This is a genomic window from Paenibacillus sp. fava2, assembly GCF_058313675.1.
This window is the reverse complement of the sequence record NZ_CM177755.1, coordinates 4,767,629-4,782,828: the sequence shown is the minus strand read 5'-3', so window position 1 is coordinate 4,782,828 and position 15,200 is coordinate 4,767,629. Positions and strand designations below refer to the sequence as shown.

10 protein-coding genes are annotated in these 15,200 nt (G+C 53.3%); all 10 read left to right on the top strand.

Annotation, left to right across the window (positions count from 1 at the left end; translation table 11 throughout):
* The first annotated feature begins 145 nt into the window (after window positions 1-145).
* The 10 genes from AC4G46_RS20980 to AC4G46_RS20935 all read left to right on the top strand — a co-directional run bounded on the left by AC4G46_RS20980 (window position 146) and on the right by AC4G46_RS20935 (window position 15,198).
* Window positions 146-1,588 (top strand): N-acetylmuramoyl-L-alanine amidase family protein, encoded by a 1,443-nt coding sequence (locus AC4G46_RS20980; protein ID WP_491124417.1) that lies wholly within the window; start codon window positions 146-148, stop codon window positions 1,586-1,588.
* Between the two features lie 110 nt (window positions 1,589-1,698).
* Window positions 1,699-2,367, top strand: coding sequence for a GerMN domain-containing protein (locus tag AC4G46_RS20975; RefSeq protein WP_491124416.1), 669 nt, complete (start codon window positions 1,699-1,701; stop codon window positions 2,365-2,367).
* Window positions 2,368-2,447: 80 nt separating this feature from the next.
* A complete protein-coding gene (locus AC4G46_RS20970; protein ID WP_491124415.1) occupies window positions 2,448-5,198 on the top strand; it encodes an S-layer homology domain-containing protein in 2,751 nt (916 codons plus the stop codon).
* Between the two features lie 189 nt (window positions 5,199-5,387).
* Window positions 5,388-6,098, top strand: coding sequence for an endonuclease III (gene nth / locus AC4G46_RS20965; RefSeq protein WP_491124414.1), 711 nt, complete (start codon window positions 5,388-5,390; stop codon window positions 6,096-6,098).
* A 2-nt stretch (window positions 6,099-6,100) separates the two neighbouring features.
* Entirely contained in the window at window positions 6,101-6,367 is a 267-nt protein-coding gene (locus AC4G46_RS20960; protein ID WP_042178089.1) for a hypothetical protein, read from the top strand.
* Between the two features lie 81 nt (window positions 6,368-6,448).
* Entirely contained in the window at window positions 6,449-6,844 is a 396-nt protein-coding gene (locus AC4G46_RS20955; protein WP_491128945.1) for a hypothetical protein, read from the top strand.
* 882 nt (window positions 6,845-7,726) lie between these two features.
* The gene (locus AC4G46_RS20950) at window positions 7,727-11,422 is read left to right on the top strand and encodes a dynamin family protein (RefSeq protein ID WP_491124413.1); all 3,696 of its coding nucleotides are present in this window, start codon (window positions 7,727-7,729) and stop codon (window positions 11,420-11,422) included.
* Window positions 11,423-11,571: 149 nt separating this feature from the next.
* Entirely contained in the window at window positions 11,572-12,762 is a 1,191-nt protein-coding gene (gene purT / locus AC4G46_RS20945; RefSeq protein WP_491128944.1) for a formate-dependent phosphoribosylglycinamide formyltransferase, read from the top strand.
* Window positions 12,752-13,216, top strand: coding sequence for a GNAT family N-acetyltransferase (locus AC4G46_RS20940; RefSeq protein WP_090714193.1), 465 nt, complete (start codon window positions 12,752-12,754; stop codon window positions 13,214-13,216). The genes purT and AC4G46_RS20940 overlap by 11 nt, the downstream gene beginning before the upstream one ends.
* 332 nt (window positions 13,217-13,548) lie before the next feature.
* Window positions 13,549-15,198, top strand: a complete 1,650-nt coding sequence (locus AC4G46_RS20935) for a response regulator (protein WP_491124412.1) — start codon at window positions 13,549-13,551, stop codon at window positions 15,196-15,198.
* Window positions 15,199-15,200: the final 2 nt, after the last annotated feature.

The window sequence follows — 15,200 nt, the reverse complement described above, 5'->3', positions numbered from 1 at the left end:
GAAATGCGGAGGAAGCGGATGTTTTCTGGAATTAATTCGCAACTTTTGAGCTGTACAGGCGTCTAACCAATGTCGAAGGTTGTCAGTAGCCAGGTCATCACGAACGCCATTATCTGGCGGAATACTAGATTCTTAGAGGTGAAAGATGAAGAAATTTGCTTTTACGCTGTTGCTGATGCTCTTTGTACTGGTGTTGCCGGAGCATGGACAGGCTGCTGCCGCGAACAACAAGATTTTTCTCGACGGGAAGGAACTGACTGCAGGTCAGAGTGCTCCGGTCGAGAATGTGGGCGGCTCCGTAATGGTGCCGCTGAGAATGATCTCCGAAAACCTCGGCTACAAGGTCGACTGGGATCAGGCCAGCAAGACGGTGACGATCGGGCAGACAGGTACTACAATGAAGCTGGTTGTAGATCAGACTGCTGCTTCCGTAAATGACAAAACCGTAGTGCTTACCAATGCGCCTCTGAACCGGAACGGGACTACACTGGTGCCTATCCGGTTTGTCAGCGAACAGTTTGGGCTGACTGTCAGCTGGGACAACGATCAGAAGATTGTAACTCTTATTACCCCGGAATCCGGCGGAAATAACACGGGCTCAGAGGGTGGAGCCGCTGACGGCGGGTCAACCGTAGTTGTACCTCCGGCAGAGCCGGCTAAGAACCTGACAATGGTAAACGGCATCAGTTTCAATGAGAACCGGTTGTCCATTGCCATGGAAGGAAATGCGGTACCTAAGGTATCCAGGGCAAGCGGGCCCGACAGGATCATCATTGACATTGAGAACGCCACCTTTTCCGATATTTTCGGAACCGGTCAGATTCTTGATCCGAACCTTAACGGCAGCCTAACCGTAACGGGTTATCCTGACGTTACTGCAGTACGCTATTCACTCTACAGTACCAGTCCTTATACTGTCCGCTTCGTCATTGATACAACCAGCCACAAGAATTATTCCGTTGAGGTGTCAGGTGAAACCTCGAGACTGGTTGTTGTGGATCTGAATGCAGTCAGCACTGACAATCCGTCAACCCAGCCGGGCAACAACGGCCGGAAGCTGATTGTACTGGATGCCGGACACGGAGCCAAAGATTCAGGGGCTGTCGGAGTGACGGGCAAATACGAAAAGAATTTTAATCTGGCTATTGTACTGAAAGCAGCGGAGCTGCTCAAAAAAGAAAATAACATTGACGTTGTACTGACCCGCAGCGATGATACCTTCCTTGAATTGAAGGACCGGGCGGCGATGGCCAACAATCTGAATGCGGATCTGTTTATTTCCGTGCATGCGAACAGCAGCAGCTCATCGGCTGCAAGCGGAACGGAAACGTATTACCAGCGGGAGTCCAGCAAAGCGCTGGCAAACGTGATGCACAAATATCTTGTGCAGGCCACCGGCCTGAGTAACCGCGGTGTCCGCTACGGGAATTTCCATGTTATCCGCGAAACCAAAATGCCTGCAGTCCTCCTTGAAGTAGGCTATCTCAGCAACAAAGGCGATGAATCACTGCTTTTCTCAGAGAGCTTACAGGATAAGGTAGCAGCAGGTATAGTCAGCGGAATCAAAGAGTATCTGGGATTGAAATAGCAGCCACGCGGCAGATTAGGGCCGCAAAGTCCAGTCTGGCCTCAGAAGTGGCGGACTGATCGGGCTTTGCCGCCCGGTCTGCCCATATTCATCTATAGGGGGTAATGTTGATGAACAAAAAATTAACGTTAACAGCAGTCTCGGCTGTGCTTCTGATGCTTATTGCCGGCTGCGGGGATAAACCGACTGCGGCTCCGGCTGCCGATGCGGCGCAGAACAACACTGCAGCGGTAAGCGGAGCTGGAGGGAACGCCGGAGAAACGCCGGATAACGGAGCTGACAACAGCGGCGGAGAAATCGTTACGCCGTCTACTGCTCCTCAGGCGGAACCAAGCCCGACTCCGGCTGCAACCGCTGAACCGGCACAGCCGCAGAAGCAGAGCCAGAGCATCGAGGTATATTACACGGACCCTCAGCAGATGGATCTGGTTACCGGAGCCGCAACAATCAGCTTTGCAAATGATACAGAGAAATATACCGAAAGCTTCAAGGCGCTGCAGACCAGCAGCAATGCCGAGCAGGTGTCGCTATGGGGCGGCATGGAGCTGAAATCGCTTGAGTTCAAGGACGGTCAGGTCACCCTGGATATCCATAAGCCGGATGAAGCGCAGCTGGGCGCCGGCGGCGAAGCGATGGCGATCAGTGCCCTGGCCAAGACATTCTTCCAATTCGAAGATGTGAAGGCGGTTGAGCTTCTGGTTGACGGTGAGCAGGTGGAAAGTCTGATGGGACATGTCGATCTGGAGCATCCCCTGACAAGAGAGAACAGCGGCCTGTAACCTCCGGTGCAGGAAACCAGGCACAGGCCGGCGAATCACTAACGGAATCATATTTGGGATACAGAGAGGGGAATAACGCATTGTCCGGTCAAAAAAGATCAAAACATACTCTTAGAGCTTATTCTGCCCAGGCGGCTTCCGCCGTTCTGGCCGGCGCCATCGCGTTTGGCGGAGCAGGTGCGGCGTTTGCGGATACTGCGGCTGCCCCGACCACGACTTCGTCGACAACAACGCAAACCGCAGCAGCGGCTGGCAGCATTTTCAGCGATGTGAAGGCTGGCTTCTGGGCCGAAAAACATATCTACAAGCTGGCTTCACAAGGGATTGTGGTCGGCAACAACGGGCTGTTCCGTCCGGGAGATTCCGTTACCCAGCAGGAAGCTGTCCTGATGGCTCTGCGGTTTATGAAGCTGCAAAATAATGCGGATACAACAACAGATGTTGTCCTGCCGTCGAATTTTCAGGTCAATAACTATTATAGGCCTTACGTTGTGCTTGCCTTCCAGTCAGGTTTGCTGGACAAAACAGTAGAAATGGCTGCGGATAATCTCAAAACCTCCTGGGGGGAGCGCAAGGCTTCCCGGGAATGGGTGGCTGAGCTGCTAATCCGTGCACTGGGTAAAAACTCTGAGGCAGCTGCAGCAGCAAGTGAGCCTACGGGATTTGCCGATGATGCCAAGGTCTCTGCCAACAAGCGCGGTTACATCAATGCCGCAGTAGATTTGGGGCTTGCAAACGGGCTGGACGGTAACCGCTTTGATCCTCAGGGTGCAGTAACCCGCGCACAGCTGGCGACTTTTTTCAGCCGGGCAGAAGCGCATAATTCACTGCAGTATGACAATACCGTTTCCGGTACAATCAGCGCTTTAAAGGACGGCAAACTTACACTGTTTAGCAACGGGACTAATGCTACGTATAACCTGAGTGCGTCAACCGCCTATTTTACAAGTGCCTCCGAAGCAAGGATCAGCCTGAATGATATTCAGCCTTATACTAAAGTTACCGTTATCGGTGCAACCTACAACGCCGTTTATGTAGAGTCAACTAATCCTGTACAGCAGATTGAGAATGTCGAAGGAACATTTGCCAAGGTTACACCAGGCGTAATCTGGGTAGATTCTCCAGCCGGATATGATCAGTACGGCTACGATGAGAATACCGTATTTGTTGATGTAAACGAAGCAGTGATTAATGCAGCATCAGTGACGGCCGGCAGCAAAATCAAGCTGACGCGTGAAACCTACAGCGGCTCCCGCAAAGTGGTCAAACTGCAGGTGACTTCTGGCATTGTAAACAAAACAGCTGCCGGAACGGTTCAAAGCGTTGATATTGCGGGCAAAAAAATCACCTTCAAGAATACAGCCGGAACAGTAGAAACCTTCAACTGGGAGGATGGCAGCACACTGTTCAGCTCACAGAGCGCAGTACTGCAGCCGGCCGATCTTAAGACCAATTCTGCTGTGAAATACACGGTTAAAAATAATATCCTGACTGCAGTTGAAATAACCTCTTCAGCAGAACGGACAGTCTCCGGATACATTATGGAGCTGACAGGCTCAACCATTGTGTACAAAAAGTCTGACGGTACACGTGAGGTTAAGCTGCTGGCGGCATCGCCGGCTATCGTGATACCTAATGTAACCAGTCCGGCCGCAGCAGATCTTATTGCCGATGCTACCGGAGGGGATAACGTCCAGCTGACACTGAACAGCAGCGATCAGGTCACCAAAATTGAAGTGACCAGCCGTCAGATCGAACAATTCAGCGGTGCAACGGTGGTCGCTTATAATGCCAAAACCCAGCTGCTTACCTTTACGGACAGCAGCAGCAAAGCTCATGTAGTACAGCTGAATGCCAGCACCAAGCTTGCTTATGACGGAGTTACGGCTCCCACGCTGGCCGGCATTGCCGCCAGACTGACCGAAGGCCGCAAGGTGGATGTGAATGCAGTGGGTGACCGTGCTTTGTCTATAGAAAGTACAACCAAATATAGCGGTACGCTTGCATCAGTGAACGCCACCACCCGGATGCTTGTACTGAAGCTGGCCAACGGCCAGTCACTGACGCTGCCTTATCCGCAGAGCATTGATTATTTCGGCAGAGCATCGGCCACACTAGCTGATGTAGCAATTAACAGCCAGGTTACAGCAGTGCTTTCCGGAAGTCAGGACGTCATCTCGGTGCTGCGTGTGCAAACTGGCATGCAGCTTGAGATTACCACTCTTAACAGTACTGCAAACAAGCTGGGTGTAAAATGGTCCGGCGGTACCAGCGAGCTGTATACACTGACTGTTCCGATGACCAATGAGGCCGGACAGAACATCACAATCAGTGACCTGAAGGTAGGCGGCTTTATCAACGTGAAGTTTGACGGAAGCTCCCCCATCTCCATTCAGGCGGTTAAGCTAAGCAGCGGTCAGGTAGCTGCGGTTGATGCTGTGGCAGGGACGCTGACTGTCAAGGATTACACAGGGACTTCGCAGACCTTTACGGCCGGCAGTGGTGTAAGAGTTGTTCGTGACGGTGTTACGACAACTTCTCTAAGCAATGTGACAACTGCCGACCGGGTGGAAGTGCGTAAGGATGCGGATGGTGTAGTTCTGATCCGTGTACTGACCCAGCTCAGCAAAGTATTCTCGCGGGTGGATGCAGCGACCAATGAGCTTCAGGTTAAACGTACCAGTCTGAACGATCCATACCGCTATACACTCGCGCCAAATGTATATATTCATCAAGGTGACACGACTTTATCCGTGCAATCTCTCAAAGAAAATGATAATATTATATTGTATTTTAATAATGACGTTGTGGTTGAAATTGTGAAACAATAATGTTATGGTGGATTTCCGTGTGAAACACCGTCTTGACGCAGAGGATAGACTGACTGCGTCAGGACGTTTTTTTTGAAATATAAGAAAAGGTAAGCTTCTCACCGGATGTATCCTTATATTTCTGCAGATTATGAGAGGATACGCTCGCAATCTTCATTTCGAGTGTAAATACTCCGTGGAGGGGACGCTATGAAAGCCGCAGAAGTCCGCCACATTCTGGATACTATCGGGGACTTGTTTCCTGATGCGCATTGTGAGCTGAACCACAAGAATGCCTTCGAGCTAACGATTGCCGTTTTGTTATCAGCCCAATGTACGGACGCAACAGTAAACAAAGTGACAGTGGACCTGTTTCAAAAGTATCAATCTCCGCTGGACTACGTTTCCGTTCCCCTGGAGGAGCTGGAAAATGACATCCGGCGCATTGGATTATTCCGCAACAAAGCCAAGCATATTCAGAATCTGTGCTCGATTCTGATTGAGCGGTACGGTGGGGAAGTACCGCAGGCTCATGATCAGCTGGTTACCTTACCTGGTGTAGGACGTAAGACAGCCAATGTTGTGGTGTCCAATGCATTTGGAGTGCCGGCTATCGCTGTAGATACTCATGTAGAGCGTGTGGCCAAGCGGCTGGCGCTTGCCGGCTGGGATGATTCCGTGCTGGAAGTGGAGAAGAAGCTAATGAAGGCGGTGCCCCGTGAGGAATGGACGCTCACGCATCACCGGCTGATTTTTTTCGGCCGCTATCACTGCAAGGCACAGAATCCGGCATGCCCCGTGTGTCCGCTGCTCGACGTATGCCGGGAAGGTAAGAAACGTATGAAAACCGCAGCAATCAGGAAAACTAAGACTGAGGCGGAAGCAACAAAGAAGTTAGAGATGAAGAAGAGGATGGGATAGAGATGAAGTGCATTTCTGTGTATACCGATAATTTTGAGACTTTTTCCGATATTTTCGACCGTGTAGTAGAAAGTCCGCTTGAAGAAAATGAAGAGCAGGAAGTGGAAGGCATCACGATCAGCCATTCCGGCGATGTGCCTGAACACTATCTGGAGCGGATGTCCCAGAAGCCGGAGGTTGTCGTAATGAAGGACAAGTCCCGCGGTCTGACGATTCTCCAGCACGGTAAGGTATTTGAAATTCTGCTTCCGGTTCTGGAAACAGCTTAATATTCATTGGCAACAAGAGCCGGCCCGAAGGGGCCGGTTTTTTTATATACCCCAACACCGGAAAGTGAGGCCTCGATCTATATGGAAGATAAATCTGCTACTTCGTCAAAATCAGACCAAATGGAATCCTTAAAATCAATGAAATCAACCGTCCGCAAGCTCGAAAACGCCTTAAGCCAGATGACCGAAAGCGGCGCAAATATAACTCTGGTAAAGAAACGGCTCCATGCTGCCAGTGCGGGCTTAGCGGTGCTAGAAAATGCATGGGAACAAAAGCCCCATTCATATACCCCTGAAGATTTGGCAGAGGCCCGCAATGTTCTCCAAGGCCTAATCCCGTCCGTTGAAAGCAGTTACGCCAAGTCAAAAGCCGGCAGTCCGCAAAGAACGCTCCTGGAAAGAAGACTGGTGGCATTGAATCAGGCCGTTCAGGCGATTGAGGATTCCTCCGCAACGCAGGCAGCTGACTCTGAATAAGGCTGTTATGTGGAGTGTGTACACTTCAATGCCAGGGGAAGGGCATATTTTGTATGTATAAGTGTATTTGGTGGAGCTATGGGCTCATTAATGATAAGCTCTCCCTAATTTGGAGTGAGTGATTGTACTTTGTGCAATAGAATTGTTACTGAACGAGTGGAAAATCCATTCTATTGCATTTTGTACAATTGATTATCGGGAAATAAGATGAAAGCGCCAAAAATCTGAGAATCTAATGTACAGAATACAATAGATTCTCATTTTCAGGCTGATTTAACTCGTTTCTGTTGTACAAAGTACAGTAGAAGTACCTCACCTCTCAGCTTACCGATGCTTATAGCTTGTGGGTCTTCTTTTACGGACTATAAACCCGAACCGTGTATAATACTCAAAAAACCAGCCTTTTGCTGACAGCCTGCATAACTTCCCCAAATCCGCTCCTTAGGTCAACTCCCAATCCAATCTATCCAAATTCAATCTATCCAAATTCATATCTCGTTCGCTTACCTCTATTTATCAAATGAAGAGTTCTCCTTGGATGACAGCTGTGCGTTATACCTGTGCCGGGTCATTAACAATCTCCGTTCGATTTCAGCAGCAAGGATTGTTCTCTCGTTTTGTAAGGGATTATAGCTGATTTTGTAAAACGTGATGATTTGATTTGTGACAGACAGGTGATAAAATGTAGGTAATCTGTGACCGGTTAAATTTGAAATAATATGTTTTGAAGTATTGCCGGGATGCAATTCATCACCAATTCAGTCAATCATGCAAGATTCCGGCTAGTTGGAAGCGGTTATTTACAATTAATGGACATATTCTTACTGAAGTACATAGTTATATAGCTGTGGAATTTTAAGGAAACGGCGGAGGTGGGCACTTGTGCGGGCAGAACAGACGAAGCTGGAACAGAATCAGAACCAGAATCAGAACCAGAATCAGTTAAAGGACTCATCATTAGCCTCATTTAAAGAGCTGATGGATCAGTGGGGGGAAGCTGAAACAGCAAGGGTCATTGCGGACTTGCAGAGTAAAGAGCAGAAGGATGAGCTGACGCTTGCTTTTTGCGGACATTTCTCTGCCGGAAAGTCCAGTATGATCAACAAGCTCTGCGGCAGTAACGTACTGCCTTCAGGTCCCGTTCCGACCAGTGCCAATATCGTGTCGATCCGCTCCGGGGAGCCGCGTGTTAAGCTGTATCCCGTGCCGCTCCAGAAGGAGATTCCGGTAATCCCCTGGGAGACTACACCGGACCAGCTCCAGGAATACTGCCGCAGCGGCGGTGAATACTCAGCCATTGAGGTGTGGGAGAAGGTTCCGATCCTGGGGGCGCATGGTGTGCTGATGGACACGCCGGGAGTTGACTCTACCGATGATGGTCATCAGGCGGCGACCCGCTCGGCGCTGCATTTGGCCGATGTAGTCTTCTATGTAATGGATTACAATCATGTGCAGTCCGAAAATAATCTGGCATTCGCCAAAAATCTCAGTGACTGGGGAAAACCGCTGTATCTTATTGTCAATCAGATCGACAAACACCGCCAGCAGGAAATTCCAATCACAGAATACCGGCAGCAATTGGAAAGCGCTTTCGATACCTGGGGCATTCAAGCGGCGGGGCTCTTGTTCACTTCCTTGAAGGTGGAGGAGCATCCGCTGAACCAGTGGGAGGAGCTGCTGAAGCTAATAGCCGCACTTGTGGACCGGCGTGAGGAGCTGCTGCAATACAGCCTGTCCCGGTCAGCCCATCATATTGCTGAAACGCTTGTAACAGCTTATGCGGAAGAACAGAGTGAGCAGCGGGAACAGCTCAAGGAGGAAACGCTAGGAGCGGATGAAGCGGAAGTGCAGGCTGCGCTTGAGGCTTTGGCCGGGGAGCAGGAAGCTCTTACCGGCCTGCAGGAAGAGTCGCGGCAGCATCTGCGGAGCATGCTGGATACCTTGCTGGGCAACCTCAATCTGATGCCCGCGGATGTCCGGGAGGCGGCTGGTGCTTATGTGGAGAGCCTTGCTCCTGGATTCCGGCGAGGGTTCCTGTTTACTGCCGGCAAGCGGGAGAAGGAGCAGGAGAAGCGGCTGGCCTCCTGGCACAGCCTGCAGAGCCGGGAAATCTCCGGCCAGCTGGACTGGCACCTTCTGCAGGCGGTGCGTGAATGGGCCGAAGGCCTGGAGGTCTGGGAGGACGGGGCAGAGACCCGTCTGAAGGAGAGCTTCCCGGCGGTGAGCCGCGAGTGGCTCGCGGCGCAGATGAAGCCGGGAACGGCCGACAGCGGCGAGGCGCTGCTCAACTTCTGCCGCGCCCTGGCGGCAGAGCTCAAAGCGCAGTACCGCCGCGCTGCACTGGCGGCCGGCGATGAGCTGCTGGCGAAGCTGCCGCCGCTCATCGCTGAGCGGCGCTCCGCTCTCGCGCGCCGCGAAGCCGCCCTGCTGCGCCAGGCGGACGCCGCAGCTAGGCTCGCGGCGCTTGACCGCGCGGCGGACGCCCGCGCGGCAGCCCTTGCGGCGCTGCTGCCGCAGCGCCGCGCCCTCACCCCCGGTGCCCTGCCGGGGGTAAGGGCAAGCACGCACGCGGCCGTGCCGGAGGCGCCGCCGCGTGAAGCACAGCCGCGCCGCAGCGCCGCGGCTGGCCCTTCCGCCGCCCCGGCCTCTCCGGCGGCGGGTTCGCCGGCGGCCGGGCGCCGCCGGCTGGGCAAGGCCGCAGCGGTGCTGGACGCTGCGGCGGAGCTGCTGCGCGGCGAGCCGGCGATGGCCTCGGCGGCGCGCAGCCTGGCGGCGCGGGCTCAGACCATTGCCGCCGGCCGCTTTACGCTGGCGCTGTTCGGAGCGTTCAGCGCCGGCAAGTCCTCCTTCGCCAACGCCCTGCTGGGCGAAGACGTGCTGCCGGTGTCTCCGCATCCCGCCACAGCCGCCGTCGGGCGCATTCTTGCGCCGGAGGGTGAATACCGGCACGGGGATGCCCTCATTACAATGAAGTCGCAGCAGGAATTCTGGGACGATATTGTTCATTCGTTCAATGTACTGCAGCTGCCGGTGCCGCAGCGGGAGACCTGGCTCTCCGTCTCAGCGAACCTGCAGGCCGGCGGCCTGCATCCGTCGGCGCTGCCGCATATCGGCTTCCTGCGGGCCGCAGCGGCAGGCTGGCAGAAGGCGGAAGCGCTGCTCGGTACGGTACGGACGGTGGACCTGCAGGAATACCGCAGTCTGGTCGCAGACGAGACACAAGCCTGCTTCATTCAGGAGACGGATCTGTACTATGACTGCCCGCTTACCGCAAGCGGCATTGTGCTGGTCGATACACCGGGGGCGGATTCTCTGCATGCCCGCCATACCGGGGTAACCTTCGGCTATATGAAGAATGCCGATGCCATCTGCTTCGTGACCTATTACAATCACGCCTTCTCCAAAGCGGACCGGGGGCTGCTGGCCCAGCTCGGCAGAATTAAAGACAGCTTCGCGCTGGATAAAATGTTCTTTATTATTAATGCCTCTGACCTTGCCGGCAGCGAGGAAGAGCTGGAGGAGGTAAAGGCGCATGTGGCCGGCAATCTGCGCGCAGGCGGCTTGGCCAAGCCGCGGATTTATGCCTTATCCAGCCTGCTGGCTCTGGAAGGCAAAACAGGACTCGACCGCAACCGGTATGAGGCGTCCCGCTTCCGCAGCTTTGAGGACGCGCTGGCCCGGTTTGCCGGCGGGGAGCTGCCGCAGCTGTCGCTGCACGCCGCCAGGGACAGCATAGCTTCGGTGCGGCAGCAGGCCGAGGAATGGCGGGAGCTGGCAGCTGCCGAGGCGGGTAGACGGGAAGCAGGTCTGCAGGAGCTGCAGGCCCGTAAAGAAGCTGCCGGCAGGCGGCTTGCGCTGCTGGCGGCGGAAGAACGGCCGGCCAGTGATCTGCGGCGCGAAGGTGCAGAGCTGATCTATCATGTCGGCCAGCGGATTAGCTTCGCGCTGGGCCGGTTCTTTCAGGAATCCTTTCATCCTTCCCTGCTGCGAGAGGATGCGCGTAATTTGAAGGAGATCTTTACTGCCTGCGGCCGGGAGCTGGAACGTACACTGCAGCGGGAGCTGGAGCAGGAGCTGTGGGCCATGACCCTGCGGCTGGAGGCAGCCGGGAGGCGGCTTGCTGGCCAGGCTGTCCTGGCAGCGGCGGAAGAACTGGCTTTATCCGGCCGGGAGCTGCTGGAGGACGGGCAGGAGCACTGGGCTGCGCCCGAGAAGCTGGAGGCCGGACTGAGCCCGCTGGACTGGCCGGCCTTCTGGAGCCGCTTCAAATCACCGCGCCATTTCTTTGAAGGCACGGGCCGTTCAGAGCTGCGTGCAGAAACAGAGCCGCTGCTCAAAGAGGCTGTCACTAAGGCGGCTGAAGCGGAACAGAAGCTGCTGCTCGACTTCTATGCTGATGCTCTGAACACGGCATTAGGCCGTGCTGCATCCAGGCTGCAGGAAGCTTTGCAGGAACGGGAGGAAGCGATGTCGGAGCTGCTGAAAGGGGGTGATTCGGCGGAGCACTGGAGTGGAATTGCCGCACAGCTGCACCGGCTGGAACAGTCTTTCGGGGAGCTTTTGAATAACGATCTGTGAAGTTTGTAGGAAAATGTCGAAGAACACTTGCAAATTAACCGCTGATGGAAGAAAATAAAGAAGCCTGGAAATTTACAATGAAACTGCTGTTCGTTTACAGAAACCTTGAAAATCAGCAGTTAAATTTGCGAAAGAGGTTGGAATCGACAATGTGGGGAGCTCCTTTTTCAGCCCAAAGCCGTAAGCTGCTGCTCCTGGGCAGCGGAGAATTGGGTAAAGAAGTCATCATCGAAGCTCAGCGCCTTGGCGTAGAGACCGTAGCAGTAGACCGTTATCCGGATGCCCCTGCGATGGGCGTTGCTCATCGTTCTTATGTCATTGATATGCTCGATGCAGAGGCACTCCAAGCATTGATCCGTAAGGAGAAGCCCGACCTTATTGTGCCGGAGATTGAAGCCATTGCCACACATGCACTGCTGGAGCTGGAGGCGGAAGGCTTTAATGTCGTCCCTACAGCCCGTGCAGCCCGGCTAACGATGGACCGTGAAGGCATCCGCCGGCTGGCAGCCGAGGAGCTTGGCCTGCCGACCGCGCCATACCGGTTCGCAGATAGTCTGGAAGAGCTGCGAGCAGCGCTTGAAGAGCTTGGCACACCCTGTGTGATTAAGCCGATCATGAGCTCGTCCGGCAAAGGGCAGAGCATCTGCAGACAGCCTGAGGATGCCGAGAGTAGCTGGAATATTGCACTTGAAGGCGCCCGTGCCAAAGGGACACGCGTCATCGTCGAAGGGTTCGTTACCTTTGAGAGTGAAATTACCCTGCTGACGGTCCGGACGGTTAGCGGCACTGTATTCTGCCCGCCTATCGGCCATATCCAGAAGGACGGGGATTATGTTGAATCCTGGCAGCCGCATCAGATGAGCCCTGAACAGCTGGCGGAGGCGCAGTCCATTGCCCTTGCAGTTACCGATCAGCTTGGCGGTCTGGGGATTTTTGGAGTTGAGCTGTTCCTTACGGAGCAGGGGGTATTGTTCAGCGAAGTATCACCAAGACCGCATGATACCGGCATGGTTACAATGATTACACAGGATTTATCGGAATTTGCTCTGCATGTCAGAGCCATTCTTGGATTTCCGCTGGACTCGGTGACGTTAATGACACCGGGGGCATCGGCTACCCTGAAGGCGGAGGCTGAAGGACAAGCCTTCACAATCTCCGGCATCGGTGAAGCGCTGGCACTGCCGCGCACACAGGTAAGGGTATTCGGCAAACCTGAAATCCGTCCTGGACGGCGGATGGCAGTAGCCCTAAGTGCGGCGGAAGATGTGAATATCGCGCGGACGGCAGCTAAAAGGGCGGCGTCTATGCTAAAAGTGGAGGTATATGAGGATGAACAGTAGTACTCAGGAGCAGGTACTGCAAATTCGCAAATGGGGTGCAAGTGATCTGGAGAGAGTCACAGCCCTTTTGCGTGAATTCGGCTATCCGACAACGCTTAGCGTGATGAAAGAGAGAATGGAAGGCATGGAGCATGATCCGTTCCATTGCACAATGGTTGCTGAGCTGGACAATGAAGTTGTGGGAATGATTGATCTTCATCAGGTTAAATCCTATTATAAGCAGGCAGACTGCATTACGGAAATTACCGCGCTGATCGTATCAGAGGAGCTCAGAGGACACGGTCTTGGCAAAAGACTGGTCGCTGCAGCTGAAGAATGGGCCCGCCAGAAAGGCTGCTGCCAGCTGTTCCTGAGAAGCGGCAACCGTGTAGAGCGCGCACCGGCGCACGCTTTTTACCGTCATATCGGATTCGAGAAAAGCGCAGGCTACCGCTTCAGCAAAGCCCTGCTGTAAATCTTATACGTGCAATCATCCCCATCCCGGAGCTAACGGGATGGTTTTTTTTATTTCTGGGCCTATTACGTTATGTACATACCTTAACCCGTAGTTCTAGCATTACTCCGGTAGATTCCCGTCCCCCGCGAAAAATTCTTCAGGTTGACCCTTGCCAAACGGGCAGACTAATATTATAGTGAAATGCCCGCTATTTTGCAGACTTATTTGTTTTAAACAGAAACAGAGGTCATTGAAACAGCCGGGCTTTTTTACCTTTTGAGATCAGGACAACCCTGGACTCATTTCCGCTATTCCATAGAAACATATATTAATCCAAAGAGGGATGAAGCATGTATAAACTGATTCTTGCAGAAGACGAAGAAGATGTGCGGGAAGGGATCATTGCCCAAATTGACTGGGAGCAATACGGCTTTGAAGTGGTCGACCAGGCGGAGAACGGGCGGGAAGCGGCAGACGCCATCGACCGGCTGCTGCCGGATGTGGTCGTAACGGATATCCAGATGCCGTTCATGAACGGGCTGCAGCTGGCCGAATGGATCCGCAGCCGCCATCCCAATACAAAGATCATCATCCTGACCGGATATGATGAGTTTGAGTACGCCCAGAAGGCGATCAAGCTGCAGATCGACGAATACATTTTGAAACCGTTCTCATCGCAGGAGCTGATTGATGTTCTTCTTAAGGTAAGAGCGGCTATTGAAGCAGAAATCGCCGAGAAGGAGAACGTATATGTGCTGACCGAGCATTACCGCAAAAGCCTGCCGGTGCTGCGGGAGCAATTCCTCTCCTCGCTGGTGTCCCGCCGGCTGCCGCTGAAGGAGATCAGCGATAAAAGCACGGAATACAACATAGACCTTGCCGGCAGACAATTTCAGGCTTCGGTTATCAGCATTGACTATATTCATACCGGAGAAGATCAGGGGACGGGGGTAAGCAGACATGTGTCGCTCCGCGATACCGGGGATCATAACCTGCAGCTGTTTGCCATTCTGAATATTGCCGAGGAAATATGCCAGAAGCATGGATTCGGCAAAGTATTCATTCACCGTGATGATGTCGTGCTGCTGTCTGTCAGTCAGGCGGCAGAAGAAGCTGAGATTACAGGCAATACGTTAACCGTCCTTGAAGAGATCCGCCAGAATGTACAGCGCTTTCTCAAGCTGACGGTGACTGCCGGAGCCGGAACGGTCTGCCAGTCGGCAGGCATGCTGTTCAATTCCTTTGCTGATGCAATTCAGGCACTGGATTACCGGCTCATTCTGGGAAACAATAGAGTGATCTGGATCGAGGATGTCGAGTCCAGGTCCAATCAGCTGCTGGCGTTTGATGAACTGACCCAGCAGTCCCTGATCCGTACGATCAAGCTGGGAACGGTGCAGGAGCTGAAGGAAGTAGTGGACGAACTGTTCGGCGGGCTGGATACTGCGCATGTGTCTACACAGGATTATCAGATTTTTCTGCTGGAAATTATAACGTCCATCCTTCGTGTAGCCAAAGAGTCGGGCACGGAAGCTGCGGAATTCATCGGTTCCGGCATTTCCACGCTGTCCGAAATCAACAAATTCAATAATATGGGCGAAGCGAAGCAGTGGATTATCAGTATCTGCACCAGGCTGATGGACACAATTGCTTCTGAACGCCAGTCCAGCTATAAACAGCTGATTGATCAGGCCAAGGATTATATCCGCAGCCATTATGAGGAGTCCGACATCTCCATCGGCCGGGTCTGCCAGCATCTGCATATCAGCACAGGTTATTTCAGCAGCATTTTTAAAAAAGAGATGAAGATGACCTTTGTCAGCTATCTGCTGCAGATCCGCCTGGAGGCGGCCAAGGAGCTGCTCCGTTCCACAGAGCTGAAGGCGTTTGAAATAGCGGAAAAGATCGGCTTCTCCGACCCGAATTATTTCAGCTTCTGTTTCCGCAAAAAATACGGGCAGTCGCCCAAAGAGTATAAGAACAGCTCCCGGGGAGGATAAGT

Bases quoted from the DNA above. Each gene is read 5' to 3' on its own strand.
- AC4G46_RS20955 (WP_491128945.1), top strand. From the start codon at position 6,449: ATGGAAGATAAATCTGCTACTTCGTCAAAATCAGACCAAATGGAATCC.
- purT (WP_491128944.1), top strand. From the start codon at position 11,572: ATGTGGGGAGCTCCTTTTTCAGCCCAAAGCCGTAAGCTGCTGCTCCTG.
- AC4G46_RS20935 (WP_491124412.1), top strand. From the start codon at position 13,549: ATGTATAAACTGATTCTTGCAGAAGACGAAGAAGATGTGCGGGAAGGG.
- AC4G46_RS20975 (WP_491124416.1), top strand. From the start codon at position 1,699: ATGAACAAAAAATTAACGTTAACAGCAGTCTCGGCTGTGCTTCTGATG.
- AC4G46_RS20940 (WP_090714193.1), top strand. From the start codon at position 12,752: ATGAACAGTAGTACTCAGGAGCAGGTACTGCAAATTCGCAAATGGGGT.
- nth (WP_491124414.1), top strand. From the start codon at position 5,388: ATGAAAGCCGCAGAAGTCCGCCACATTCTGGATACTATCGGGGACTTG.
- AC4G46_RS20980 (WP_491124417.1), top strand. From the start codon at position 146: ATGAAGAAATTTGCTTTTACGCTGTTGCTGATGCTCTTTGTACTGGTG.
- AC4G46_RS20960 (WP_042178089.1), top strand. From the start codon at position 6,101: ATGAAGTGCATTTCTGTGTATACCGATAATTTTGAGACTTTTTCCGAT.